This is a genomic window from Providencia sp. wls1916 (genome assembly GCF_009706585.1).
GTDB classification, from domain to species: Bacteria; Pseudomonadota; Gammaproteobacteria; order Enterobacterales; family Enterobacteriaceae; genus Providencia; species Providencia lanzhouensis.
Map to the genome: position 1 here is coordinate 288,373 of NZ_WLUL01000009.1, position 26,336 is coordinate 314,708.

General features: G+C 43.6%; 19 protein-coding genes, 1 pseudogene and 1 other annotated feature. Of the genes and pseudogenes, 10 read left to right on the plus strand and 10 right to left on the minus strand.

Annotated features, from left to right (window positions below; genetic code table 11):
• The first annotated feature begins 53 nt into the window (after positions 1-53).
• On the plus strand, positions 54-1,031 hold the full coding sequence (gene hemB / locus GKR61_RS04550) for a porphobilinogen synthase (protein ID WP_336426604.1): 978 nt from the start codon (positions 54-56) through the stop codon (positions 1,029-1,031).
• A gap of 93 nt (positions 1,032-1,124) precedes the next feature.
• Here hemB and GKR61_RS04555 read toward each other — a convergent pair whose 3' ends face one another.
• The 3 genes from GKR61_RS04555 to cysB form a co-directional block, all read right to left on the minus strand.
• Entirely contained in the window at positions 1,125-1,574 is a 450-nt protein-coding gene (locus tag GKR61_RS04555; RefSeq protein ID WP_036956555.1) for a hypothetical protein, read from the minus strand.
• Positions 1,575-1,760: 186 nt separating this feature from the next.
• Positions 1,761-4,433, minus strand: coding sequence for an aconitate hydratase AcnA (gene acnA, locus GKR61_RS04560; RefSeq protein WP_036956554.1), 2,673 nt, complete (start codon positions 4,431-4,433; stop codon positions 1,761-1,763).
• 93 nt (positions 4,434-4,526) lie between these two features.
• A complete protein-coding gene (cysB, locus tag GKR61_RS04565; RefSeq protein WP_036956553.1) occupies positions 4,527-5,501 on the minus strand; it encodes an HTH-type transcriptional regulator CysB in 975 nt (324 codons plus the stop codon).
• 289 nt (positions 5,502-5,790) lie between these two features.
• Between cysB and GKR61_RS04570 the strand changes: the two genes are divergently transcribed.
• Positions 5,791-7,824, plus strand: coding sequence for a M13 family metallopeptidase (locus GKR61_RS04570; protein WP_036956552.1), 2,034 nt, complete (start codon positions 5,791-5,793; stop codon positions 7,822-7,824).
• A 459-nt stretch (positions 7,825-8,283) separates the two neighbouring features.
• On the opposite strand, the gene sodC is transcribed toward GKR61_RS04570, so the two are convergent.
• Positions 8,284-8,817, minus strand: coding sequence for a superoxide dismutase family protein (sodC, locus tag GKR61_RS04575; RefSeq protein WP_036956551.1), 534 nt, complete (start codon positions 8,815-8,817; stop codon positions 8,284-8,286).
• A 389-nt stretch (positions 8,818-9,206) separates the two neighbouring features.
• Entirely contained in the window at positions 9,207-11,825 is a 2,619-nt protein-coding gene (gene topA / locus GKR61_RS04580; protein WP_154639577.1) for a type I DNA topoisomerase, read from the minus strand.
• A gap of 287 nt (positions 11,826-12,112) precedes the next feature.
• On the opposite strand from topA, the gene GKR61_RS04585 reads away from it, so the two are divergent.
• Entirely contained in the window at positions 12,113-12,370 is a 258-nt protein-coding gene (locus tag GKR61_RS04585) for a DUF2498 family protein (protein WP_036956549.1), read from the plus strand.
• A gap of 94 nt (positions 12,371-12,464) precedes the next feature.
• Here the strand turns inward: GKR61_RS04585 and sohB are convergent, their stop codons facing one another.
• A complete protein-coding gene (sohB, locus tag GKR61_RS04590) occupies positions 12,465-13,511 on the minus strand; it encodes a protease SohB (protein ID WP_108478087.1) in 1,047 nt (348 codons plus the stop codon).
• Between the two features lie 178 nt (positions 13,512-13,689).
• Between sohB and GKR61_RS04595 the strand changes: the two genes are divergently transcribed.
• Together GKR61_RS04595 and cobO are read left to right on the plus strand one after the other, a co-directional pair.
• Positions 13,690-14,451, plus strand: a complete 762-nt coding sequence (locus tag GKR61_RS04595; RefSeq protein WP_036956547.1) for a YciK family oxidoreductase — start codon at positions 13,690-13,692, stop codon at positions 14,449-14,451.
• Positions 14,452-14,474: 23 nt separating this feature from the next.
• Positions 14,475-15,065 carry a cob(I)yrinic acid a,c-diamide adenosyltransferase gene (gene cobO / locus GKR61_RS04600; protein WP_036956545.1) on the plus strand — a complete coding sequence of 197 codons (591 nt, stop codon included), beginning with the start codon at positions 14,475-14,477 and terminating at the stop codon, positions 15,063-15,065.
• A 32-nt stretch (positions 15,066-15,097) separates the two neighbouring features.
• On the opposite strand, the gene GKR61_RS04605 is transcribed toward cobO, so the two are convergent.
• From GKR61_RS04605 to rnm, 4 genes are all read right to left on the minus strand, one after another.
• Positions 15,098-15,994: a hypothetical protein gene (locus tag GKR61_RS04605; RefSeq protein ID WP_230082527.1), complete on the minus strand. Its 897-nt coding sequence runs from the start codon at positions 15,992-15,994 to the stop codon at positions 15,098-15,100.
• A gap of 449 nt (positions 15,995-16,443) precedes the next feature.
• Complete coding sequence (gene rluB / locus GKR61_RS04610) at positions 16,444-17,361, minus strand: 23S rRNA pseudouridine(2605) synthase RluB (protein ID WP_154639578.1); 918 nt, start codon at positions 17,359-17,361, stop codon at positions 16,444-16,446.
• Positions 17,362-17,557: 196 nt separating this feature from the next.
• Positions 17,558-18,178, minus strand: coding sequence for an L-threonylcarbamoyladenylate synthase (locus GKR61_RS04615; RefSeq protein ID WP_036956539.1), 621 nt, complete (start codon positions 18,176-18,178; stop codon positions 17,558-17,560).
• A 240-nt stretch (positions 18,179-18,418) separates the two neighbouring features.
• The gene (gene rnm / locus GKR61_RS04620) at positions 18,419-19,285 is read right to left on the minus strand and encodes an RNase RNM (protein ID WP_154639579.1); all 867 of its coding nucleotides are present in this window, start codon (positions 19,283-19,285) and stop codon (positions 18,419-18,421) included.
• A gap of 188 nt (positions 19,286-19,473) precedes the next feature.
• Positions 19,474-19,575: a sequence feature (Trp leader region), on the plus strand.
• 26 nt (positions 19,576-19,601) lie between these two features.
• Here rnm and GKR61_RS04625 point away from each other — a divergent pair.
• The 5 genes and pseudogenes from GKR61_RS04625 to trpA all read left to right on the plus strand — a co-directional run bounded on the left by GKR61_RS04625 (position 19,602) and on the right by trpA (position 26,235).
• Entirely contained in the window at positions 19,602-21,176 is a 1,575-nt protein-coding gene (locus GKR61_RS04625) for an anthranilate synthase component 1 (protein WP_108478084.1), read from the plus strand.
• Positions 21,176-22,806: pseudogene (gene trpD / locus GKR61_RS17670) on the plus strand (bifunctional anthranilate synthase glutamate amidotransferase component TrpG/anthranilate phosphoribosyltransferase TrpD). Before GKR61_RS04625 ends, trpD begins: the two are co-directional and overlap by 1 nt.
• A gap of 1 nt (position 22,807) precedes the next feature.
• Complete coding sequence (gene trpCF / locus GKR61_RS04640) at positions 22,808-24,184, plus strand: bifunctional indole-3-glycerol-phosphate synthase TrpC/phosphoribosylanthranilate isomerase TrpF (protein ID WP_036956534.1); 1,377 nt, start codon at positions 22,808-22,810, stop codon at positions 24,182-24,184.
• Between the two features lie 54 nt (positions 24,185-24,238).
• Positions 24,239-25,429 carry a tryptophan synthase subunit beta gene (gene trpB / locus GKR61_RS04645; protein WP_036956533.1) on the plus strand — a complete coding sequence of 397 codons (1,191 nt, stop codon included), beginning with the start codon at positions 24,239-24,241 and terminating at the stop codon, positions 25,427-25,429.
• Entirely contained in the window at positions 25,429-26,235 is an 807-nt protein-coding gene (gene trpA / locus GKR61_RS04650) for a tryptophan synthase subunit alpha (protein ID WP_036956532.1), read from the plus strand. Before trpB ends, trpA begins: the two co-directional genes overlap by 1 nt.
• Positions 26,236-26,336 lie beyond the last annotated feature (101 nt).

The following is a 26,336-nucleotide window of genomic DNA, read 5'->3' on the forward strand; positions in this document are numbered from 1 at the left end:
CACATAATAATCCGAATGGGAAATGTCTATTTTTCGTCTACCAAGGAGATAGTGTGAATAACCTGCATTCCATCCAGCGCATGAGAAGACTGCGTAAAAGTGAACAATTCCGCGACCTATTCCAAGAAACCCACCTCTCCATCAATGACTTATGCTTGCCTATTTTCGTTGAAGAAGGCTTAGACGATTACGCACCGATTGCGAGTATGCCTGGCGTTGTGCGTATTCCAGAAAAACGCTTAGCCTATGAAATTGAGCGTATTGCAAAAGCCGGCATTAAATCTGTTATGACCTTCGGTGTGTCTCATCACTTAGATGAAAATGGTAGCGATGCATGGCAAGACAATGGTCTGGTGGCTCGTATGTCTCGTATCTGTAAAGAGACCGTCCCAGAAATGATTGTGATGTCGGATACTTGTTTTTGCGAATATACGTCTCACGGCCACTGCGGTGTGATGCACGGTGATGTGGTTGATAACGACCAAACTATCCATAATTTAGGTCTGCAAGCCGTTGCTGCTGCGCGTGCCGGTGCTGACTTTATCGCCCCTTCCGCTGCAATGGATGGGCAAGTTGCCGCAATCCGCCATGCACTTGATGAAGCAGGATTTACCGATACAGCGATTATGTCTTACTCCACGAAATTCGCATCAGCTCTATACGGCCCATTCCATGATGCAGCAGGTTCATGTTTAAAAGGTGACCGTAAGACTTACCAAATGAACCCAATGAACCGCCGTGAAGCGCTGCACGAGTCGCTGATTGATATGCAAGAAGGCGCAGATGCGCTGATGGTAAAACCCGCGGGTGCTTACTTAGATATTATCCGTGACCTACGTGAGTGTACCCAATTGCCTATTGGTGCGTATCAAGTCAGTGGTGAATACGCCATGATCAAATTTGCCGCGCAAGCAGGTGCAATTGATGAAACTCGCGTCACGTTAGAAAGCTTAGGGTCCATTAAACGCGCTGGAGCAGATTTAATCTTTACTTATTTCGCACTGCAATTAGCTGAAAATAAGATCCTGTAGTCTCTCTTTAAGATAACAAAACGCCGATACTGGATATAAATACAGTATCGGCGTTTTTGTTCATTTCCGCTCATTTATTCAACGATATGAAGGTTAACTCGCCTTTTTCTGTTGGAATTCTAGCTGCTCGGATAGCCGGTCTGCATACATTTTTGCTGTTTCTGGGGTCAGTAGCCCTGCAATCAGGAGATCTTTTTTACCATTTGCAAGGTCAGCAACGACGCCCCATGTTTCGATATCCATAGCTTCACAATCAAGTTCGTGATCGGTGACAGGCAAAATATCAAAGAAATCTTTTAGTGGTGCAATAGAAATTGCGGTGTACTCGGCATTCAAGCCTAATGGGAATTCTTTATCTGCATATAATCTTAAATCATGGACTTCGGTTTCTGGGGTTCTCATGACAACTGAATAAAGATTCGGAATATGTTCTAAAATGTCACGAACTTCATCATTCGCACCCGCACAATGTGAAGTGCTTAATAGAATGTCTGCCGCCCATAATGCACCCTTGAAAAAATCAGTTTCATTGATATTTGCCATATTGATTTCCTTTACGCTATTTTCGATAAATGCGGTCACTTCATTCCATCAAACTACTGAGCTTTTTCTGAATACTGACTATCACAATAACTGAGAAACTGGCTAAAAAACTTGAGAAATAACAATATTAAGCGTTAATAAAGAAAAAACGCCCACAAGAAATCTTGTAGGCGCCATAAACGGAGATTAATTGAGCATTTGGCGGATCACATAATGCAAAATCCCACCGTGTCGGTAATATTCCATTTCCGTCGCAGTATCGATGCGGCAACGAGTATTCACTTCTTTCACTGTGCCATCACCATACGTAATTTTTACGGTGATACTTTGGCTTGGAGTCAGAGACTGTAAACCAGTAACATCAATACGCTCATCGCCTTTTAAACCCAGGGTTTTACGGGTTTCTCCACCTGTAAATTCTAATGGAATAACCCCCATCCCAATTAAGTTAGAGCGGTGAATACGTTCATAGGATTCGGCGATCACCACACGAACACCCAGTAAATTGGTGCCTTTTGCCGCCCAGTCACGGCTAGAGCCTGAACCATATTCTTTACCCGCAATAATGGCTAACGGGCGTTTTTGTTGCTGATACAACATCGCCGCATCAAAGATAGCCATCTGTTTGCCTGTTGGAATATGTAAGGTATAGCCGCCTTCCACCCCCGGTACCATTTCATTACGAATACGAATATTGGCAAACGTACCGCGCATCATGACTTCATGATTACCACGGCGAGAACCGTAAGAGTTAAAATCTGCAACCGCCACACCGTGTTCTTGGAGATAACGCCCCGCTGGACTTTCTTTCTTAATATTCCCCGCTGGAGAAATATGGTCAGTGGTTACCGAATCCCCGAGAATAGCGAGAATGTTTGCCCCGTGAATATCCGCAACGGGCTTAGGTTGCGCAGGCATATTTTCAAAGAATGGCGGATGGCGAATATAGGTTGAATCCCCTTGCCAATGGTAGGTTGAGGAGCTTTCAACATCCAGCGCACGCCAAGCTTCATCCCCTTCAAAGACCGCGTTATATTCTTTATGAAACATGTCAGTTTTGACTTTCTCCACCGCACTGGCAATTTCCGCACTGGATGGCCAAATATCTTTCAAGTAGACAGGCTGACCCTGTTGATCCACACCTAATGGGTCAGTTTTTAAATTAACGTGCATATTGCCAGCCAATGCATAGGCAACGACGAGTGGCGGTGATGCCAGCCAGTTGGTTTTTACCAACGGATGAATGCGCCCTTCGAAGTTACGGTTACCTGAAAGCACCGCCCCAACCGTCAGATCATGTTGCTTAATTGCCTCTTCAATCGGTGCAGGTAACGGACCAGAGTTACCAATACAGGTAGTACAACCATACCCCACAAGGTTAAAGCCCAGTTTGTCCAGATAAGGTGTTAATCCCGCTAATGCCAGGTAATCAGTCACGACCTTAGAGCCCGGTGCGAGAGAAGACTTAACCCATGGCTGACGAGAAAGCCCTTTTTCTATCGCTTTTTTCGCCAGTAACCCTGCCGCCATTAATACACTAGGGTTAGAGGTGTTGGTACAGGATGTGATAGCGGCGATCACTACCGCGCCATCGGTAAGGTCGAATTCCTGCCCTTGAAAGTTCACGCGAGGATGCGCATGTTTATCTTGCTTATTCAGCTCTAAATCCACTGCGCCTTGGAATGCTTTCGGAACTTGGCTCAGTTCAACGCGGTCTTGTGGGCGTTTAGGTCCTGCTAGGCTGGATTCTACCGTGCCCATATCCAGTGCTAAGGTACTGGTGAAAATCGGTTCATCCCCTGGGTGACGCCATAAACCTTGTTGCTTGCTATAGGCTTCCACCAGCGCGATTTCATCGTCTTCACGCCCTGTCAGTTTCATATACGCAAGGGTAATTTCGTCTATCGGGAAGAAGCCGCAGGTTGCTCCATATTCTGGTGACATATTGGCAATGGTCGCGCGATCGGCTAATGGCAGGTCAGCTAATCCATCCCCATAGAACTCAACAAATTTACCCACCACACCATGCTTACGTAGCATCTGAGTGACGGTTAACACCAAGTCTGTCGCGGTGATCCCTTCGGCTAATTTACCGGTTAGCTTGAAGCCCACCACATCGGGGATCAGCATAGAAACAGGTTGCCCCAGCATCGCGGCTTCCGCTTCAATTCCGCCAACACCCCAGCCTAATACCCCCAAACCGTTGATCATGGTGGTGTGGGAGTCCGTTCCAACCAAAGTATCGGGGTAAGCAACTAATTTTCCGTCAATCTCTTCATGCCAAATCGCTTTACCGAGGTATTCAAGGTTAACTTGGTGGCAAATCCCCGTTCCCGGCGGTACCACCCTAAAGCGGTTAAACGCTTTTTGTCCCCAACGTAAAAATAGGTAGCGTTCGTGGTTACGCTTCATTTCAATTTCGACGTTATCATCAAACGCTTGGGAATTACCAAACTCATCGACCATCACTGAGTGATCGATGACTAAGTCAACGGGAGATAAAGGGTTAACTTGGTTGACGTTGCCACCAAGGGATTTAACCGCTTCACGCATAGCGGCGAGATCGACAACCGCAGGAACACCAGTAAAGTCTTGCATCAGCACCCGCGCGGGGCGATAAGCAATTTCTCTGTCCGCATGTGCGTTTTTTTGCCAATCGATGATGGCTTGGAGATCGGCGTCAACGACGGATTTACCGTCGATATGACGCAGTAGGTTTTCGAGTAGAACTTTGAGGGATTTAGGAAGTCTCGCCCCGCTGCCTAATTGTTTCTCTGCAAGGGCAAGACTGAAGTAATTATACTGTTTGTTACCGACATTCAGTGTTGCTGCACTGTTTGTTTTTAAACTCAACGACATAACTCCTCCTTGGCGTTTTTATCACCTTATTTTTTTACGCAGTATTATTAATCATAGTCCTCATAATCATTTCCTCTATAGATTTTGTGCCAATTAAAGAATAGGAAGCTCAATTTCTTTGAAAAATTCTTCGATATCTTCGTTGTTACGCAAGGCAATGGCTTTATCCACCACATCACGTGTGAGATGCGGGGCAAAACGCCAAATAAAATCATACATATAGCTGCGCAGGAAACTGGTACGTTTAAAACCGATTTTCGTGGTGCTGTAACTAAATTTATCGCGCATATCGATAACCACGAGATCTTTATCCACCTCAGGATCCACCGCCATGCTGGCGATAATGCCAATCCCTAAACCGAGCTTCACATAGGTCTTGATCACATCCGCATCCGTGGCAGTGAAAATAATTTTGGGCTCTAAGCCTACTTTTTGGAATGCAACATCCAACTCTGAACGCCCAGTAAACCCGTGGGTGTAAGTCACAATTTGATATTCGGCAATATCTTCAATCGTAACGTTCTTTTTCTCGGTCAGTGGGTGCCCTTTCGGTACTACTACACAACGATTCCAGTGGTAGCACGGCAACATGATAAGGTCACTGTACAGATGGAGCGCTTCTGTCGCGATAGCAAAATCACTATTCCCTTTGCAAACTTCTTCAGCGATTTGGGTTGGAGATCCTTGCTGCATATGCAAGGAAACATGAGGATAACGCTCAATAAAGGTTTTGATTACAGGCGGTAAGGCATAGCGAGCTTGGGTATGCGTCGTGGCAATTTTTAAGCTACCGCGATCAGGAATGGTATGCTCACCGGCAACAGAACGGATAGCTTCAATTTTGGAGAGCACTTCACGGGAAATGCGCACAACTTCCTCACCAGCTGGAGTCACGTGAGTCAAATGCTTACCACTACGCGCAAAAATTTGAATGCCTAGTTCATCTTCCAGCATTCTGACTTGCTTACTGATCCCCGGTTGGGAAGTAAATAACCCTTCTGCTGTTGATGAAACATTCAGGTCGTGATTAACCACTTCAACAATATATCGCAGTTGCTGTAACTTCATACTCACTCCACCTCTTACAGGAAATCATTTTTGCTATAGCTAAAAAACATTACATATAACAAAAAGTAATATTGTTTAATTTATATATAACCAATATAACATCAAACTAATGAGAATAAACAGTATGATGATATTATTTCATCTTGCTGTGAAAAAAAGACGGCGCCCAAGTAAGGTATTGCAAAGTCAGATTATTTTTTTCTTCGACTATGCTTGAATAATTAGCATGCGAATTTTATTTCCATTTTTGCGGTGAGCATCCTATTTAGACTACAGAGAGGTTATCTAGATGCGTATAAAAGTTTTAGCCATGATGGTCGGTTTATCAACCCTATCCTTTGCGCCTCACTTATTAGCGAAAGAGCTATCTTACGGTCAGCAAAAAATCGTGTTATCAGACACCATCGTGCCGGGTAATGACTTTTACCAATATGTTAACCATGATTGGATTAATAAGGCGAAAATCCCAACGGGCATGCCACGAATTAACTCTTTCGTGGATTTGTATTTAAGTACCGAAAAGCAGACTCAAGCTATTATCGATGAATTAAAGCAAGCTCCAGAAAGCAGCTTGGATCATAATCAGAAAAATATTCGTAACTTATATTTGAGCTATTTAGATGAAGCTAGCATTGAAAAAGCGGGTTTAACGCCAATCAAATCCGATTTAGCGGCTATTGCAAAAGCCAAAGATCATAATGATATTAGCCGTCTGATGACGCTGCCGGGTTATACCTCCGTGCTCTCTTATTGGGTAGATTTAGACGCCAAGGCGCCAGATACCTATATTCTGTATCTTGGTCAAGGTGGACTTGGGTTACCTAATCGTAATTACTACCTTGACGATACCCCGCAAATGAAAGAGATCCGCAAAAACTACATTGCGTATATTGCGACAATCTTGAAATTAGCTGGCGAAAAAGACGTTAAGAAAAAAGCGCAACAGATCTTCGACCTTGAAAAATCCATTGCTGAAGTGCATTGGAGCCCAGAAGCTCGCCGTGACACCATCAAAAATTATCACCCTATGACCCTCGCTGAAATGAAGAAATTTACCGATGGCTTTGCGTGGGATAGTTTTATTCAGCACTGGAAGTTAACCGATCAGCAACTGGCGAAAGTGGTGGTTGAGAACGATACGGCGGTAGAAAAAACGGCACAGATTTTTGCCAAGACCCCGGTTTCAGTCCTGAAAGATTACCTAACGTTCCAGTACGTGAACGATCATGCAAGTTATTTAAACAAAACCTTATCTGACGCACGCTTTGATTTTTACTCGAAAAAACTCAATGGCGTTGAAAAACAGCGGACTCGTCAAGAACGCGCTCTTCAAACAGTCAATTCACTGCAAGGTGAGCCTCTCGGACAGATTTATGTAGAGAAATATTTCAATCCACAATCTAAAGAGAAAATTCAAGATTTGGTCAGTTATGTGCGCGGTACCTTTAATGCACGTCTGAAAGATAATGATTGGATGGATGAGCAAACTCGCCAAGAAGCACTGAAAAAGCTAGAGCAGTTTACGGTAAAAGTCGGCTACCCTGATAAATGGAATGATTTTAGTACCATTAATTTGAAACCGAACACATTGATGGATAACTTTAAGCAAGTGGAAGCATGGTCATATAACGATGCCATGAGCAAAATTGGTCAGCCTGTTCGCAAATGGGAATGGGGCATGACACCACAAACCATCAATGCATATTTCAATCCAGTACAAAATGAAATTGTGTTCCCTGCCGCTATTTTGCAAGCTCCATTCTTCGACCCAAATGTGGATCCTGCTTATAACTACGGTGCGATTGGTGCAGTAATTGGTCATGAAATGGGTCACGGTTTTGATGATCAAGGCAGCTTATATGATGGTACAGGTCAGCTACGCAATTGGTGGAGCGATAGTGCCAAAGCGCATTTTAAAGAGAAAACTGCCAAGTTGGTGGATCAATATAATGGCTTTGCTGTCGATGGTCAAAAAGTGAATGGTGAATTAACTCTCGGTGAGAATATTGGTGATTTAGGCGGTTTAAATATCGCGCTAAGCGCTTATAAGCAATTTGCTAAAGAGAACTACCCAAATGGCGAGCCTCCGATTATTGATGGTATGACTGGCTTGCAGCGTTTCTTTATTTCATGGGCCAGAACCTGGCAAGAGTTGTCAAATAAGGAATCCGAGCGCAATAAAATCCTCACTGATCCACACAGCCCAAATCAGTTCCGCGCCAATGGTGTTGTCCGTAATATTGATGATTGGTACACCACCTTCGGCGTCGATAAGGATAACGCCCTGTACCTCGCACCGGAGAAACGAATTAAGATTTGGTGATTGGTTAAATCGGTAAGATAACGTTGAAAAGCCTCTTGTGTAAGAGGCTTTTTCTGTTTGAGTCTTTTTATGACCGATAGCATCGCTGTTTCTTCTAAATAATTCGCGTTAGAACAAGGCGGCTAACGCGGATATCTCGGGGGAGCATACACAAGTATGTGACCCGAGTAGCCAAGTGACGCCAACGCAGTTATCACACGAATTATACCCCAGAAACTTCCTTCTAAATCATTTGTGCTGTAGCAAGGCGGCAAATGAGCTAACCCCTAGGAACATACACAAGTATGTGCCTAGGGTTAGTAAGTGTAGCCAACACAGATACGGTGCGAATTATACCCCAGAAACTTCCTTCTAAATAATTCGTGCTGTAGCAAGGCGGCAAATGAGCTAATCCCCTAGGAACATACACAAGTATGTGACTAGGGTTAGTGAGTGTAGCCAACACAGCTACGGTGCGAATTATGACGAAGGAATGATGCCGCAAGCCATTCTTGCCCCACCACCGCCCAACGCTTCTGGATGATCGGAATAATTATCCCCACCCGCATGCACCATCAGTGCGCGGTTTTGGACATCTTTCAGGGATTTTAATTTTGGCGCTAGCACGCTGTAGGTAGCATTACCTTGGCTATCAACCACTAAGCCCGGTAAATCTCCGAGGTGACCTGTTTTGTCATAAGGCCCTTTGTGAACCCCTGTTTTAGCTGGATCTAGATGTCCACCCGCTTTTAATGCGGGTACAGTTTTACCGTCTTTTTCACCCGCTTCGCAACTTGGGTTTTCATGCACATGGAAACCATGCACACCACCTGCTTGCAAACCAGATAGTTTTGGCGTGAAGAGTAATCCGTATTCAGTTTCAGAAATCACCACTTCACCAATGGTTTTTCCCTCGCCTTTAGCTGTTGCTTCTTTCAGCTCTACCGTAGTTTGTGCCGCATACGCTGCACCAGTTGTGAATAGTGCCGCTAACAAACATAATTTGAACTTCATACTGCCTCCAGTCATTCATCGTGATTATTATCCTTAAGCTAAACGTTAGCATAATAAATGAATGAAAATGGGCGATTACTGCTTTTGTTATGTGAGAGCTATCGAATTATGAACAAAAAAAGAGCCCTAAGGGCTCTTTTATAATGATTGCAGCTTTAGCGTTGAAGATCTAAACAGAATTCCAAACTATTATTCTAAATAGTTCGCGTTAGAACAAGGCGGTGGCTAGCACCAGAGTCATCCTGAATATAATCAATAGATTTATTCAAAATAATTTGTGCTGTAGCAAGGCAGCAATCGAGCTAATCCCTAGGAGCATACACAAGTATGTGACTAGGGTTAGCGAGTGCAGCCAACGCCGCTACGGTGCAAAGTATGAAGAATAAAAACTATTCTTTGGGTTTCCATTGCCCATCAACATAAAAAGCACTCCACCCCGTCGCTTTACCATCTTTCTCGGACGAAACATATTGCTGTTTTGTCTTGCGGCTAAAACGAACCACTGTTGGGTTGCCCTCTTCGTCTTGTGCTGGTGCTTCCGCTAAGTACGCCAATTTTGCCGGTAATCTGTCTTTAAATCGTTGTAGTTCTGCCACTAATGGCGCACGTGTTTCCCTTGATTTCGGGAAGGTGTTTGCGGCAAGGAATACGCCAGCTGCACCATCACGTAACACAAAATAAGCATCCGATTTTTCACACGGTAATTCTGGTAGTGGTACTGGGTCTTCTTTCGGTGGTGCAATTTCACCACTTTTTAAGATCTTGCGGGTATTTTTACACTCTTCGTTGGTGCAACCCATGTATTTCCCAAAACGTCCCATTTTCAGGTGCATTTCAGAACCACATTTATCACACTCAATCACCGGACCATCGTAACCCTTGATGCGGAACTCGCCTTCTTCGATTTCATAGCCTTCACATGCTGGATTGTTACCACACACATGTAATTTACGACCATTATCAATCAGGTAGCTGTCCATCGCAGTGCCACATTTTGGACAACGACGTTTTGCTCTTAAGGCGTTAGTTTCTGCATCGTCACCTTCGAGGATGTTCAATACTTCATCTTCAGGGATCAGATTGATGGTTTTCTTGCAGCGCTCTTTTGGTGGCAGTGCATAGCCCGAGCAGCCTAAGAATACCCCAGTAGATGCGGTACGAATTCCCATATGACGTTCACAGTCAGGACAGATAATCGAGGTGATCACCATTGGGTTGGTACGCATACCGCCTTCTTCCGGATCTTTTTCTGCAACATCAAGCTGTTTGCTGAAATCGGAGAAAAATTCATCCAACACCGCTTTCCACTCTGCTTCATGATTCGCAACGTGGTCCAGCTGGTTTTCCATGCGAGCAGTGAAGTCGTAGTTCATCAGATCGTTGAAGTTTTCTTCTAAACGGTCTGTAACGATTTCACCCATTTTTTCCGCATAGAAACGGCGGTTTTCCACTTTAACGTAGCCACGATCTTGGATCGTTGAAATGATTGCCGCATACGTTGATGGGCGACCAATACCACGTTTTTCTAATTCTTTAACCAAAGAAGCTTCACTAAAACGCGCTGGTGGCTTAGTAAAGTGCTGGCTTGGTAGTAATTCCAGCAATGATAATTCAGCACCCACTTGAATCGCAGGTAATGTTTTATCTTCGTCATTTTTACGCAATGCTGGCATGACTCTTGTCCAACCATCAAAACGTAACGTACGACCTTTGGCTTTTAATTCGAAATCTCCCGCTTTCACCGTTAATGTGGTGGAGTCGTATTTTGCTGGTGTCATTTGACACGCAACAAATTGATTCCAAATTAACTGGTAGAGGCGCTTAGCGTCGTTTTCCATGTCTTTCAGTGAATCAGGTAATACATCAACACTGGATGGGCGAATAGCTTCGTGCGCTTCTTGGGAGTTATCTTTACTGGTGTAAACGTTGGCATCTTTTGGTAAATACTGTGCGCCAAAGTTATCAGAAATATAACCACGAACCATGTTCACTGCATCTTGGCTCAAGTTCGTTGAGTCCGTACGCATATAAGTGATGTAACCCGCTTCATATAAGCGCTGAGCCATCATCATGGTTTTCTTCACACCAAAACTTAAGCGAGTGCTCGCCGCTTGTTGGAGTGTCGACGTGATAAACGGTGCGCTTGGTTTACTGGACGTTGGTTTATCTTCACGATCAATCACTTGATAACGTGCATTTTCCAGTAATTTAACCGCAGCTTCCGTTTGGACTTTATTGACAGGTTTAAAAGCTTTTCCCGCTTGGGAAGTCACTTCTAAACGCAAGTTAACGGCGTTTTTATCCGCTAAATCCGCATGGAGTTCCCAATATTCTTCAGGAACAAACGCTTTAATTTCACGTTCACGCTCAACGATAAGTCTTACTGCGACGGACTGTACGCGTCCAGCAGATAATCCGCGCGCCACTTTTTTCCATAATAATGGAGAGACCATATAACCCATGACACGGTCCATAAAGCGACGAGTTTGTTGGGCATTAACACGGTCGATATTCAATTCGCCAGGGCTTTCAAATGCTTGAGTAATTGCATTTTTAGTGATTTCGTTAAACACCACTCGGCTAAAACGAGAATCATCACCACCGATCACTTCGCGTAAATGCCACGCAATAGCTTCCCCTTCGCGGTCAAGGTCCGTCGCGAGGTAGACGTGGTCAGCATCTTCGGCTAACGCTTTTAATTCAGAAACCACTTTTTCCTTACCCGGCAGAATTTGATAATTCGCTTTCCAACCATGATAAGGGTCGATCCCCATGCGTTTAACTAACGCTTCTTGCGGATCCTTTTTAACTTTCTTTGTTTTGTCGGTCTTTGCTTTATCGGTAGATGAGCCTGTACTCTTTGGTGAGCCGGATTGTGAACCAGAGCCGCTTTTCGGCAGATCACGAATGTGACCAACGCTGCTTTTTACAACGTAGCCACTGCCAAGATACTTATTGATCGTTTTGGCTTTTGCCGGGGACTCCACTATAACAAGAGCTTTACCCATATTTACCTTTACCTACTATCAACGAAGGCGCATTTTTCTATTCAAATGCGCAAAATGAGAATCTCTTTTTTATATTGCGACAGAATCACAATATATCAATATTTTTTCGCACAATAATTTGTAACGAAACGAATTTTATCCATCAGTCACATTATTTTGTAAAGCATACAAATTGCTCTAGTTGACTGATTTTAACCACATAATGCAGTTTAGCCGCATTGAAAAACACACACTGTACCTGATAAAATGCTAGAAGCAACCAATTATTTTTTCAAGAGAGGCATTCTATGAACAATGAGATTCAAACTATTTCAAAGCAAGAACTGCTTGAAAAAGCCAACGAAATCATCAAAAACCACGATGAGTACCTTGATGGCATGTTCGTGGATAATGTCGAGCAACATCGTGGTGTTTTAGTTTTTAAAGGCGAGTTCTTCCTTGATGAAAACGGAATACCATCCTTAAAAAGTCCAGCGGCTTTTAATATGTATAAGCATTTGGCGCACCTCTTTTCTGATAAGTACCGACTGCAAGAATCAGAATAGATATAAAAAAATACCGGCTTTTATCGCCGGTATTTTTAAGGGTAGTCCAACTTAAATATTGTGTCATGAATATTCAGTGAACATTATGGCTTTTTTATAAAAGCGGCTTTTGTCCACGCTGCCACCAGCGTAATAATAGCTTATCCGCACTCTCTGCCGCGCTACTGGTAAAACGCTCGACCATTTTCTTACTCATCACAAAACGGATGCTGATAATTTCTTTGGTTTCGATTGCGTTAATGATCAAATCATCACTAACACCAATTTGGTCAACGAGCCCTTTCTCTAGCGCTTGCGTTCCATACCAATACTCGCCTGTTGCCACCGCTGCAATATCAAGGGATGGGCGATTTTGATGAACAAAATCTTTAAATAGTTCGTGAGTTGAATTCAGATCTTCAACAAATTTCTTACGCCCCTGCTCTGTATTTTCACCGAGCATTGTCAGTGTACGTTTATATTCCCCTGCGGTGTGCAGCTCCACATCCACATCGTGCTTTTTCAATAATCGGTGAATATTGGGAACCTGAGCGACAACACCAATAGAGCCTATAATAGAAAACGGTGCCGCAACGATTTTATTCGCAATACACGCCATCATATAGCCGCCGCTTGCCGCAACCTTATCAACTGCAATTGTTAGCGGAATATTTTTCTCTTTCAATCGCATCAACTGAGAAGCGGCTAAGCCATAGCCATGGACTAAACCACCAGGGCTTTCTAAACGTAATAAAACTTCATCTTGCTGATCCGCAACTGCAAGAATTGCACTGATTTCCTCACGTAAAGAGCTAACTTCACGAGCATCCATACTGCCTTTAAAGTCTAAGACATATAAGCAAGGCTTTTTGACGGCAGTTTGCCCCATTTTCGCCCCAGCCTTTTCATTTTTAGACTTGGCTTTTTCCTGCTTTTTAAATGCCTTTGACCACGCTTTTTGCTCAGAATCATTCATTTTGATCTGCTGCATTTGACGTTGGCGTTCACGGTAATTTTCGCCTAGGTCAGTAATTTTTAATGCGCCTTTACTTCCTTGACGTCTCATACCTACGCCAAATACAAATACTGCAATCACAGCAATCGCGACCACAATGGTAACCACTTTTGCTAAAAACAGTCCATACAAAGAGAAATACTCCACAAGTTGATCCTTCTAATATTTAACGCTAATAAAAAAATGATCGCATGATTGTTCATAAACAACCAGTAAAAAAACTGTTATCAATAACCACAGACATGAAACAAATGTGGTAAATTGCCCTCCCGTGCAATCTACGCGATGATAACCTTCAACGCGGCTCAAGACGATAGGAAAAATTATGCTTCATTATCAGCCTAGACAAGATCTTTTAAATGGTAAAACTATCTTAATTACCGGTGCTACTGACGGGATTGGTCAAGAAGCAGCATTAACGTATGCACGCTTTGGCGCCTCCATCATTTTATTAGGCCGTAACTCGCAAAAATTAGAGGCGGTTAAACAACAAATTATTAATTCTACCGGTGCATCCGTAGAAACCTATGTGATTGATTTACTGACTGCAACAGAGGCAACTTGCCAAGCTATCGCTGACGATATTGCCAAACAACACCCTTACTTGGATGGCGTATTACATAGCGCAGGTTTGCTAGGAAATATCGCACCAATCAGTGAACAACCGACTCAGCTCTGGCATGACGTCATGCAAGTTAACGTCAATGCCGGCTTTATGCTCACACAAGCATTACTTCCTTTATTAGAAAAAGCCCCACACGCATCGCTGATTTTCACCAGTTCAAGTGTCGGTAAACAAGGACGCGCTAATTGGGGCGTTTATGCCGTTTCAAAATTTGCGACTGAAGGTTTAATGCAAGTCTTAGCCGATGAGTATCAAGGCACTGGATTACGTATTAACTGTATTAACCCTGGGCGCACTCGTACCGCTATGCGTGCAGGTGCGGCACCCGGTGAAGATCCAATGACCCTAAAAACACCTGCCGATATCATGCCGACTTATCTATACTTAATGGGTGATGATAGCGCCGAGCAAACAGGAACCAGCGTAGACGCTCAGCCTAATTTAAAACCGATTAAAGCTTAAACTCGACCGAAACGGAGCAAGCTATGAGCCAAGACCGACACGAAGAACGCCAACAACGTTTAAAGCAAAAAGTGGATGAGCGAATTGAAGCAGCCCAGCTGGAGCGCGGGATCCTGATTGTCTTCACTGGCAATGGAAAAGGAAAAACGACGGCAGCATTTGGCACCGCTTGTCGTGCTGTCGGTCATGGCAAAAAAGTAGCCGTTGTCCAGTTTATTAAAGGTGGCTGGGATAATGGCGAACGCAATCTTTTAGAGCCTCACGGCGTCCCCTTTTATGTGATGTCCACCGGGTTTACTTGGGAAACGCAAAACAAGCAGACTGACACACAAGCTTGCCTTGAAACTTGGCAACATGCAGTGGAATTATTGCAAGACCCTCAATATGACTTGGTGATCCTCGACGAGCTGACCTACATGATCAGTTACCATTATCTTCCTCTTGCTGAAGTAATGAATGCATTAAGTTGCCGTCCTGAAAATCAATCCGTCATTATTACAGGTCGTGGGTGCCACCGTGATCTATTAGAGTTTGCTGATACGGTGACAGAAATGCGCCCTGTTAAACATGCTTTTGATGCAGGGATCAAAGCGCAAAAAGGAATTGACTGGTAGCCTTTGGTAACATGCGAGTTAGCTGCCACCAGCTATTTCGGTGTTACATCCAGTTTTAAAACCCCAGCACTAAAAATGGCGGCAGTTTGTGATAAGAATTGCAAATATTTTTGTCGCTCCTCAAGGCAATTATCCCCTGTCTCCCATTGGCTATAGCGCTCCGCCATATTCGATACGGCTACATGGTATTGATTATAAAAGTTCTGTTTTTTTTCTGGGTCAGCGGATCCTCGATACGCTTGAATCAGCGTATTCACCTTCACCGCATACTGCTGAATTTGCTGATCTTCAAAAGCAGGGAGTGTGACTGGATAGTCAAATGTTAAACTTACCGTATTGTTTTGCACTGGCTCATTTTGACGCACAACCAGTTGTGTCATTTGTTTATCATCCGACGAAATCGCCGTAATGAGTTCTGAATAAGAAAAACATTTTGTTTTTATTTTGCTGACTGTTGTTAGCGAATTTAATTCATCAGGGATCCGCGTTCCGACCGGGTAATCACAGTTGAATACGTTATTATCAATAATGATATCATCACTACTCTCAACTCTTCCTTTCACTTGGTAATCACCAACAGTTAATTCCTGTATAGTTTGATTATGAACAGAAGGAATTCCATTATTACCGTATACAAAGCTGTAAGAATAATAAAGATGCTTTTGAGGATTTAATATCCCTCCTTTATTACCTGGGTAAATCATAAAATAAATGTGCTGACCTTCTTCGGTTGTCATAGAATGTAATCCCTGCTTTAAATACAGACTACCCACTGATGCTTTCGGGATCACCATCAGTTTATTATCAATAAAGAAAGAATAATTTTCCGATGAGTCATTACTAAAAAAGAACCGCCCACTTTCAGATATATGTGGTTGATAAACATCACAACTTGTTATGCTGAAACTCAATAGTGCTATATATTTCATCGACTTTGCACATAACATAAACATTAAAACCTTTTATTTTTTCATAATGATAAAAATAGTTTAGATAGAAGAGTTGTACAATATAAAAGCCTCATAATGTGACAGATACCTTATAAACTCCATATTGGCGTATTTTAAGTTTTAAATATCTAAATAACAAAGAAATAAAAGTAATAAGTGGAATAACACAACCTTTTTTAACTTTATCATTTTCTAGTCAAAAAAAGACGCCTAGTAAATAATAATTTAAGATTGGGATGACTTATTTATATTATTCGAAAATAAAATTCAGAATGAATCGATTTTTAGAAAAATCAAAGTTGAATGAATTATTGAAATGACCAAACAGAATGACAGAACATTTCGCTATTCTATTAAATTGAAATAAAAAAAGGCTATGGTAATTACCATAACCTTCATTTTAAATCATTCGAATAACGTTAAAACGATTAGATTCGAGTGCGGCGCTTAGCCGTTGGGCGTGAAGTTTGGCGTTTCGCTGCTGGGCGAGATGCCACTTGAGTGTGACGTTTCACCGCACGGCGAATTTGGTTAGCTTTGATGCGGCGCTGATCGCGCTCAACAGACACTTTACTTTCTGTTTCAACATCCAGTTCAACTAACTCTCTTAAATAGTTAGTTTGCTCTAAACCTAATTCAGTCCAACCACCACGTGGTAAACCTTTTGGTAAATCAATATCTCCGTAGCGAACACGGATCAGGCGGCTCACTTGCACACCAACAGATTCCCATAAACGACGAACTTCACGGTTACGACCTTCGGTTAAAGTGACGTTATACCATTGGTTCATTCCTTCACCACCGCGATACGACACAGTCTTAAAGGATGCCGGACCATCTTCTAATTGCACGCCAGTGGTTAACTGACGAATTTTTGCATCCGTGATTTCACCAAATACACGTACTGCGTATTCGCGTTCCACTTCACGGCTTGGGTGCATTAAGCGGTTAGCTAATTCACCATCGGTTGTGAATAACAATAAACCACTGGTGTTCACATCTAGACGCCCTACAGCAATCCAACGAGCCCCAGTCAGTTTTGGTAAACGGTTAAATACCGTTGGACGACCTTCAGGATCATGGCGCGTGCACAATTCCCCTTCCGGTTTGTAGTATGCCATCACGCGGCAAATTTCTTTTTCTGGCTCTTTTATCGCTAAGACACGACCATCAAGACGAATTTTTGTGGAGGCTTTGACTTCAACACGATCACCCAATGTTGCCATTTTGCCATCAACACTAATGCAGCCTTCTTTCAATAGGCCTTCGATTTCTCGGCGGGAACCATGCCCTGAACGGGCAAGAATTTTTTGTAGCTTTTCAGTTTGTTGCGGTTTAGAACTCATGAGATCCTCAGCTGTCGCCTTCACAGGCGTCAAATAGCTTCTTGCGCTATTAAAACAAGCCTCGCTCAATTAACAAGTCTTGTGTCATCGGCAAAAAGTGATGAATTTGAAAACCTGCGCATTATACACAGGTTTATTGTGATCCCCTATGACTAATCGTCTTCCCTGAAAGAATGAATTTTCAAGGAAGATTGGCTTATTCAAATGGGGTTGGGTCGCCAGTTCCGACACGAGCGACAACTGGAGTGTCATCAGTAAAATCAATTACCGTGGTTGGTTTTTGCCCGATGTAACCACCGTGGATCACTAAATCCACTTGTTTATCCAGTAAATCGCGGATTTCTTCTGGATCAGATTGAGTAAAATCATCGCCCGGTAAAATCAAACTGGTGGACATAAGTGGCTCCCCCACGGCTTCCAGTAAATCGCGGGCAATTGGGTTTGATGGTACACGTAACCCAATAGTTTTACGCTTTTCGTTCATCAAACGACGAGGCACTTCTTTGGTGGCTTTTAAAATAAAGGTGTAATTACCCGGCGTATTGTTTTTGATTAAACGAAATACGGTGTTATCCACATGGGCATAATTTGAGATTTCGGATAGATCACGGCACATCAAGGTAAAGTTATGGTTCGCATCCAATTTTCGGATACGACAAATACGCTCTAGGGCATTTTTATCTTCTAAACGACAACCAATGGCATAACCTGAATCTGTCGGGTAGACGACAACACCGCCTTTATTCAGGATCTCAACACTTTGGCTAATTAGCCTTGCCTGAGGGTTGTCCGGATGGATATAAAAAAACTGGCTCATAGTGACCTCTATAGTTGAGTATCGACAGCATCATCCGGTGAACGACCTAAAAATGGCACTATCTATCTATTCTTACAAAACAAAACGGCGCTTACAAAACAAAACGGTCACAGTAATATCTTTATCAAATAATATTGTGACTCAACAAAATAATTCATATACAGACTATTTTACACCCAAACCGTGATCCATCAACGAATTAGGTAATATTCTTACAAACTAAGAGGTTTTAGCTTTCCATCAATTCACTTTATCCCAGAGGGTCCAAACCGCTTGCTCATCATCAGGAAGCCATAAATTCCGTCCTAACTCAATCCACGAACAAGGGCGATGGAAATCTGACCCAACAGAAGTTTTCAAGTTAGCCTCTTGTGCCAACTCTCCTAAAAATCGCTTCTCATTTGCCGGCTGCTGGCAATGAGAAATTTCCATCGCATCCCCTTGGCAAGCTTTAAAGTGATCGATCAGGCGTCTTAGCCATTTATTCGATAATTGATATTTTGATGGATGCGCCAGCACCGCGACACCGCCAGATTGATGAATAGCATCCACAGCTTCTTGAATGCTGCACCACTGCGCGGGCACATAGCCGGTTTTCCCTTTCGCCAGATAGCGCTTAAACACATTATTGATGGTTTTCTCTTTGCCAATTTTGACAATGTACTGTGCAAAATGCGCGCGAGTAACCTGGCTGCCACCTGAAATCGCTTGGGCATTTTCCCACGCATCCTCAATCCCTGCCTTTTGCAAGCGACGACCTATCTCAATCCCACGGTCTAGGCGGCGTTGTGATTGCTGCGAGAGTAACGTTTCCATCGTAGGATGGCTCGGTGAAAAATTCAGCCCAACAATATGAATTTCAATATTTTCCCACAGGGTGGATATTTCAACCCCGTTAACTAATGTTAATGGACGTGGATTGTCAGCAAGATACGCTTTGGCAGCAATTAAGCCATCACAAGTATCATGATCCGTAATTGATAAAATATTCACACCCATTGCTATCGCACGTTCGACTAACTCAGCGGGAGGCAATTCTCCATCTGATGCATTCGTATGGCTATGTAAGTCATAGCGAGTCACTATTGGCGTCGAATCTTGCGACATATTGTTACCTTCTCCCTTTTCGACTTAACGAAAATTAAAAATAAATACAAACAGCTATTGACATCAACCGCGCGATCCAGTTTACTAGTACGCAAGATTTGTTGTATTCAAAAGAATTAGTATGCAAAAGCATTTAAAACTTAATTTGTTTATCCAGTGAGGCATGTATGACTGTTTTCAATTTATCAAATCGTTGGTGGCGCGACTTCCCAAATTGGGCGGAAGCCGCACGCGCATAAATTGTTAATGCCTCAGTGCCGAACCCGCCCTCAACCAGCGGGTTTTTTTACGTCTAAAATTAGCTTAAGGCAGCAAAATGAACAAACAAAACACCACATTAGCACATTTTAATCATCTGGATAGCCCAATTAACTATCAACCGGATCCTACGTTGTTATTTAATCACCTGTGCCAGAATAAAGCCGCTACCATGCTGCTAGAGTCGGCTGAAGTCAACAACAAAGCCAATTTACAAAGCTTATTAATCATCGACAGTGCATTACGCATCCGTGCATTTGGTCAACGAGTTGAAATTGAAGCGTTAACTGAAAATGGTCAAGCTCTATTACCTTTAATTAATTTACAATTAGCCGAGAAAGCGATTTCTCGCGATTTAACCGCAAACCATCTGACCGTCATCTTTGCTCAACCAGAAAGCCAATTAGATGAAGATAGCCGTTTAAAAAGTGCTTCATGCTTGGATGTATTACGCGCATTGCCAGCAATTGCACAAGCCCATTTCCCAAGACCAGAAATCCTGTTTATGGGCGGATTATTCTCCTATGACTTAGTGGCAAATTTTGAAGCATTACCGGAAGTGACTGCCACAAACCAATGCCCAGATTTCTGCTTTTTCGTTGCAGAACACTATTTAGTGATAGACCATCAAAACCAAGCAGCGCGTTTAAAAAGCCTGTTATTTACCGCAGACACCCACATTGTTGCGCAAGTACAGCAGCGTCACAGCGAAATTATCGTTGCGTGCCGCCCTTACTTACCAGCATTACCTCTGGGTGAACAAGACAACTTCAGCGTTACTATCAATAAAAATGATGAAGAATATGGACGTGTCGTCAATACCTTAAAAGAAGCTATCTACCGCGGTGATATTTTCCAAGTCGTCCCATCACGCAAATTCAGTATGCCATGTGCTCAACCGCTGATTGCCTATCAAAAACTTAAGGCGCAAAACCCAAGTCCGTACATGTTCTATATGCAAGACAACGATTTTACCCTGTTTGGCGCTTCACCAGAGAGCGCCTTGAAATACAGCAAACAAACTCGCGTGGTGGAAATCTACCCAATTGCAGGTACCCGCCCTCGTGGACGCAATGCGCAAGGAAACATCGACTTAGATTTAGATAGTCGCATTGAATTAGCCATGCGTACCGATGAAAAAGAGCTGGCAGAACACATTATGTTAGTAGACTTAGCACGTAATGATTTAGCGCGAATTTGTGAAGCAGGCAGCCGCTATGTTGCCAACCTGACAAAAGTTGACCGCTACTCTTTTGTCATGCACTTAGTTTCCCATGTTGTGGGAACTTTACGCAGCGATTTAGATGTTTTCCATGCGTATCAAGCATGTATGAATATGGGGACATTAACAGGCGCGCCGAAAGTCAAAGCGATGCAACTGATCGCGGAATGTGAAAAAGAGCGCAGAGGCTCCTACGGCGGCGCAGTGGGTTACTTTAATGGTAAAGGCGACTTTGATACCTGCATCGTTATTCGTTCTGCATATGTCGAAAACGGCATTGCTACCGTTCAAGCTGGCGGCGGCGTTGTCCTCGACTCATCTCCACAAGGTGAAGCCGACGAAACTCGTAATAAAGCCCGCGCAGTGATCCGCGCTATTGCCCAAGCCCACCAAGTTGAGGAGTTATTTTAATGGCTAATATCTTACTACTCGATAACGTCGACTCCTTCACCTACAACTTGGTCGACCAATTACGCGCCAGCGGTCATCACGTAGTGATCTACCGCAACACCGTTAATGCGGCGCATGTTTTATCCGTACTGAATCAGCTCGATGATGCGATTTTAGTCCTTTCACCGGGTCCAGGAAAGCCAAGTGACGCGGGCTGTATGCCGGAAGTACTTAAATCAGTAATAGGCACCATTCCAGTGATTGGCATCTGCTTAGGGCATCAAGCCATCGTTGAAGCTTATGGTGGAACGGTTTCCCCTGCGGGTGAAATTTTACATGGCAAAGCATCAATGGCAACCCACGATGAACAAGCTATGTTTACAGGCTTAGAAAACCCTATTTCAGTGGCACGTTATCACTCTTTAGTGGGTAGCCAAATCCCTGAATCATTAACGATTTGCGCACAATCCAATGGCATGGTCATGGCGGTACGCAATGATGAACAGCGAGTGTGTGGATTCCAGTTTCCCCCCGAATCCATCTTAACCACCCAAGGAAAATTGTTGTTAGAAAATACGGTGGCATGGGCGCTTTCTTCCCCCAACAAAACAACATCACATTCGCACTAATGGGACACAGAGAGCCAATCATGCAAAACATTTACGATAAATTATTTAAGGCGCAAGCGTTAACTCAACAAGAGAGCCAATATTTATTTAACGCAATTATTCAAGGTGAACTCACTGAGCCCCAACTTGCTGCCGTCTTGATCAGCATGAAAATGCGTGGCGAACAACCACAAGAAATTGCCGGTGCTGCATTGGCATGCTTAGAAAATGCCCAACCTTTCCCACGCCCTGACTATCAATTCAGTGATATTGTCGGCACAGGAGGAGATGGTGCAAACAGTATTAATATCTCCACTGCCAGCGCATTTGTGGCGGCAGAATGTGGGATAAAAGTCGCAAAACATGGCAACCGCAGCGTTTCCAGCCGCTCAGGCTCATCGGACTTGCTCGCCGCCTTTGGCATTGCCTTAGATTTAAGCGCTCAAAGCGCCCGCGATGCATTAGACGAGTTAGGCTTATGTTTCTTATTTGCGCCGCAATATCACAGTGGATTCCGCCATGCCGCCCCAGTACGTAGTCAATTAAAAACCCGTACTTTATTTAATGTACTGGGTCCATTAATTAACCCAGCTCGCCCACCGTTAGCCTTAGTGGGCGTCTATCAGGATTCATTGGTTGAACCGGTAGCAAAAACCATGCAAATGCTTGGGTTTACCCGTGCAGCTGTGGTACATAGTGGAGGGATGGATGAAGTTTCACTTCATGCACCAACCCATGTTGCCGAATTAAAAAATGGTGAAATTCAGCAATATACTCTGACAGCTGAAGATTTTGGCTTAGCACCTTATCAATTGAAAGATTTGGAAGGCGGCACCCCAGATGAAAACCGTTTTCTGCTGACGCAATTATTACAAGGTCATGGTCAAGCGGCTCATGAGGCGGCTGTCGCCGCAAACGTCGCCATGTTGCTACGTATTAATGGTTACGAAGATTTAAAAGAAAACAGCGAGCACGCACTCAATATTATTCGTAGCGGCAAAGCATTTGACCGCGTTCTGGCACTAGCTGCAAGGGAGCACTAAGATGAAAGGCACGGTATTACAAAAGATTGTAGATGATAAATTTGCCTATTTAGCGGAGCGCAAACAACGTCAACCGCTGGCAAGTTTTCAATCTGAAGTGCAACCTGCGCAACGAAATTTTTACTCAGCTCTACAAGCGAAGCGCCCAGTATTTATTTTAGAGTGCAAAAAAGCCTCTCCATCGAAGGGGCTTATCCGTGAAGATTTCGACCCCGCGGTGATTGCGGGCATGTATGCCCCTTATGCTTCTGCAATTTCAGTCTTGACTGACGAAAAATATTTCCAAGGTAAGATGGATTACCTGACGATTGTTAGCAACACAGTAAAACAACCTGTTCTGTGCAAAGATTTTATCGTTGATCCTTATCAGATTTACCTTGCTCGCTATTACCAAGCGGATGCTATTTTACTCATGCTGTCCGTATTGAATGATGAACAATACCTTGCCCTTGCCGATGTAGCACACCAACTGAACATGGGCGTTCTCACTGAGGTAAGCAACGATGAAGAACTGGAACGTGCGATAACATTGAAAGCTAAAGTGGTTGGGATCAACAACCGCGACCTACGCGATATGTCTATCGATTTAAATCGTACGCGTCAACTCGCGCCGCGTTTACCGGCAGGAACCGTGGTGATCAGCGAGTCAGGTATTCTTCAACATCAACATATTCAAAGCCTTGCGGATGTCGCTAACGGCTTCTTAATTGGTAGCGCCTTGATGGAGCAAGAGGACTTACCAAAAGCACTGCGTAACCTGCTGATTGGTGAGCATAAAGTGTGTGGCTTAACCCGTGAGCAAGATGCTAAAGCCGCATTTGCTGCAGGCGCCAATTTTGGTGGACTGATTTTTGCTGAAAAATCCCCTCGTAAAGTGACGCTGTCACAAGCAAAGCAGATTATTCATGCTGCACCACTTAAATTTGTGGGGGTTTTCCATAATCAATCCGCGGATTTTGTGGCGCATATTGCCCAACAATTGGCGTTACATGCGGTTCAGCTCCATGGTGATGAAGATAATACCTACATGGCACAATTACGTGAAATGCTGCCAGCACATTGCCATATATGGAAAGCGCTGAATATGGCTGATAGTCAAATCGCCGATTATGACCCTACGTTAATTGATTTGCTGCTATTAGATAACGGCGCTGGCGGTACAGGAAAAACCTTTGATTGGTCATCAATACCAACAAATAGCGGTCACAAGCTAATGGTGGCTGGTGGGCTTACCCTTGAAAACTGCCAACAAGCCGCGCAACTCGTCTGCAATGGGCTTGATTTTAACTCTGGCATTGAAATCGAACCGGGTATTAAATCCGAACAAAAATTAAACCAAGTCTTTGATGCATTGAAATCAGCCCGCATGGCGATTTAGCTCAAAGCCATATTAATCATACTGAACATATAAACTTAAAATGGATAATAAATAATGAGCAAATTAGATCCCTATTTCGGTGAGTTTGGTGGGCAATATGTCCCAGAAATTTTGATCCCAGCATTGAACCAGCTAGAAGATGCCTTTATTGACGCACAAAATGATCCTGCGTTCTTAACGGAATTCCATGATCTACTTAAAAATTATGCAGGTCGTCCAACCGCATTAACCCTGTGCCGCAACCTGACGGCGGGTACCAAAACGAAGCTTTATTTAAAGCGCGAAGATTTACTCCACGGTGGCGCACACAAAACCAACCAGGTGTTGGGTCAAGCATTGCTCGCCAAACGTATGGGTAAAAATGAAATTATCGCTGAAACTGGCGCGGGTCAGCATGGTGTTGCTACCGCCCTTGCTTGCGCCTTATTAAATATGAAGTGCCGCATCTACATGGGTGCAAAAGACGTTGAGCGTCAATCTCCAAACGTGTTTCGTATGAAGCTAATGGGCGCCGAAGTGATCCCTGTACATAGCGGCTCTGCAACCTTAAAAGATGCTTGTAATGAAGCGCTAAGAGACTGGTCTGGCAGTTATGAAACCGCACACTATTTATTAGGGACTGCGGCAGGCCCTCACCCATATCCGACTATTGTACGTGAATTTCAACGCATGATCGGTGATGAAGCAAAACAGCAAATTTTAGATAAAGAAGGTCGCCTACCGGATGCGGTGATCGCCTGTATCGGTGGTGGTTCCAACGCTATCGGTCTGTTCGCTTCGTTTATTCCTGAAGAAAACGTCGGGTTAATTGGTGTTGAGCCTGCCGGTCACGGTATTGAATCAGGGCAACATGGTGCACCGTTAAAACATGGTCGTGTTGGGATTTATTTCGGTATGAAATCCCCTATGATGCAAACCTCTGAAGGGCAGATTGAAGAATCTTACTCCATTTCAGCAGGGTTAGATTTCCCATCAGTGGGGCCTCAACATGCGCACTTAAACAGTATTGGTCGTGCTGAATATGTTTCGATTACCGATGATGAAGCGCTAAACGCCTTTAAATTACTGTCACGCAAAGAAGGGATTATTCCTGCATTAGAGTCATCTCATGCATTAGCGTATGCCCTCAAAATGGCAGAGCAAAATCCAAATAAAGAGCAGTTGTTAATTGTCAATTTATCCGGTCGTGGTGATAAAGACATTTTTACGGTACATGATATTTTGACCAGCAAAGGGGAAATCTAATGACGCGTTATACTCAACTTTTTCAGCGTTTAAACCAACAAAACCAAGGCGCTTTTGTTCCCTTTGTCACGTTAGGTGACCCTGATGCCGAGCTTTCTTTAAAAATTGTCGATGCATTAATTGCAGGAGGTGCGGATGCCTTAGAGATTGGCATCCCCTTCTCTGACCCTTTAGCGGATGGTCCCACAATTCAAAATGCCAATTTACGTGCCTTTAAAAGCGAGATCACACCGACGTTATGCTTCGAGTTATTAGCGCGTATTCGAGCCAAACACCCCGATATGCCGATAGGATTATTGGTTTATGCTAATTTAGTTTTCACCAATGGGATCGACTATTTTTATCAACGTTGCCAACAAGCTGGCGTAGATTCCGTTTTAGTTGCCGATGTGCCAATGCGTGAATCAAAGCCGTTCCGTGAATCAGCCATCACCCACGGCATCGCCCCAATCTTTATTTGTCCACCAAATGGGGATGACGCACTGCTAAAAGAGATTGGAGAACATAGCCAAGGTTATACGTATTTACTCTCTCGCGCAGGCGTCACTGGTACAGAACAGCGAGCGCAAATGCCATTAACTCATTTAGTGAGCAAATTAACCCAATATGGCGCAGCACCTGCACTTCAAGGATTTGGTATTTCGGAGCCTGCTCAAGTGACTGAAGCGATTCGTAATGGCGCTGCGGGGGCAATATCGGGTTCTGCTGTGGTAAAAATCATTGAAAATAACCTACAACAACCACAAGAAATGCTCAGTAAATTAACGACGTTTGTGGCAAATATGAAAGCCGCCACACAAAAATAGTACCTTAATTTATTTTCTTCATTGTGTCAGAAAGCCATCAATAATTTGATGGCTTTTTTCATTTCAAATAGCCGTTAATGCATTCAATGGTTTCTGTCAAA

Excerpts from the sequence above, each read along its gene's own strand:
- rluB (WP_154639578.1), bottom strand. The coding sequence starts at position 17,361 with ATGAGTTCTAAACCGCAACAAACTGAAAAGCTACAAAAAATTCTTGCC.
- GKR61_RS04585 (WP_036956549.1), top strand. The coding sequence starts at position 12,113 with ATGAACAATGAGATTCAAACTATTTCAAAGCAAGAACTGCTTGAAAAA.
- GKR61_RS04570 (WP_036956552.1), top strand. The coding sequence starts at position 5,791 with ATGCGTATAAAAGTTTTAGCCATGATGGTCGGTTTATCAACCCTATCC.
- trpA (WP_036956532.1), top strand. The coding sequence starts at position 25,429 with ATGACGCGTTATACTCAACTTTTTCAGCGTTTAAACCAACAAAACCAA.
- cysB (WP_036956553.1), bottom strand. The coding sequence starts at position 5,501 with ATGAAGTTACAGCAACTGCGATATATTGTTGAAGTGGTTAATCACGAC.
- GKR61_RS04625 (WP_108478084.1), top strand. The coding sequence starts at position 19,602 with ATGAACAAACAAAACACCACATTAGCACATTTTAATCATCTGGATAGC.
- trpB (WP_036956533.1), top strand. The coding sequence starts at position 24,239 with ATGAGCAAATTAGATCCCTATTTCGGTGAGTTTGGTGGGCAATATGTC.
- GKR61_RS04555 (WP_036956555.1), bottom strand. The coding sequence starts at position 1,574 with ATGGCAAATATCAATGAAACTGATTTTTTCAAGGGTGCATTATGGGCG.
- rnm (WP_154639579.1), bottom strand. The coding sequence starts at position 19,285 with ATGTCGCAAGATTCGACGCCAATAGTGACTCGCTATGACTTACATAGC.
- acnA (WP_036956554.1), bottom strand. The coding sequence starts at position 4,433 with ATGTCGTTGAGTTTAAAAACAAACAGTGCAGCAACACTGAATGTCGGT.
- GKR61_RS04615 (WP_036956539.1), bottom strand. The coding sequence starts at position 18,178 with ATGAGCCAGTTTTTTTATATCCATCCGGACAACCCTCAGGCAAGGCTA.
- topA (WP_154639577.1), bottom strand. The coding sequence starts at position 11,825 with ATGGGTAAAGCTCTTGTTATAGTGGAGTCCCCGGCAAAAGCCAAAACG.
- GKR61_RS04605 (WP_230082527.1), bottom strand. The coding sequence starts at position 15,994 with ATGAAATATATAGCACTATTGAGTTTCAGCATAACAAGTTGTGATGTT.
- cobO (WP_036956545.1), top strand. The coding sequence starts at position 14,475 with ATGAGCCAAGACCGACACGAAGAACGCCAACAACGTTTAAAGCAAAAA.
- GKR61_RS04595 (WP_036956547.1), top strand. The coding sequence starts at position 13,690 with ATGCTTCATTATCAGCCTAGACAAGATCTTTTAAATGGTAAAACTATC.
- trpCF (WP_036956534.1), top strand. The coding sequence starts at position 22,808 with ATGAAAGGCACGGTATTACAAAAGATTGTAGATGATAAATTTGCCTAT.
- sodC (WP_036956551.1), bottom strand. The coding sequence starts at position 8,817 with ATGAAGTTCAAATTATGTTTGTTAGCGGCACTATTCACAACTGGTGCA.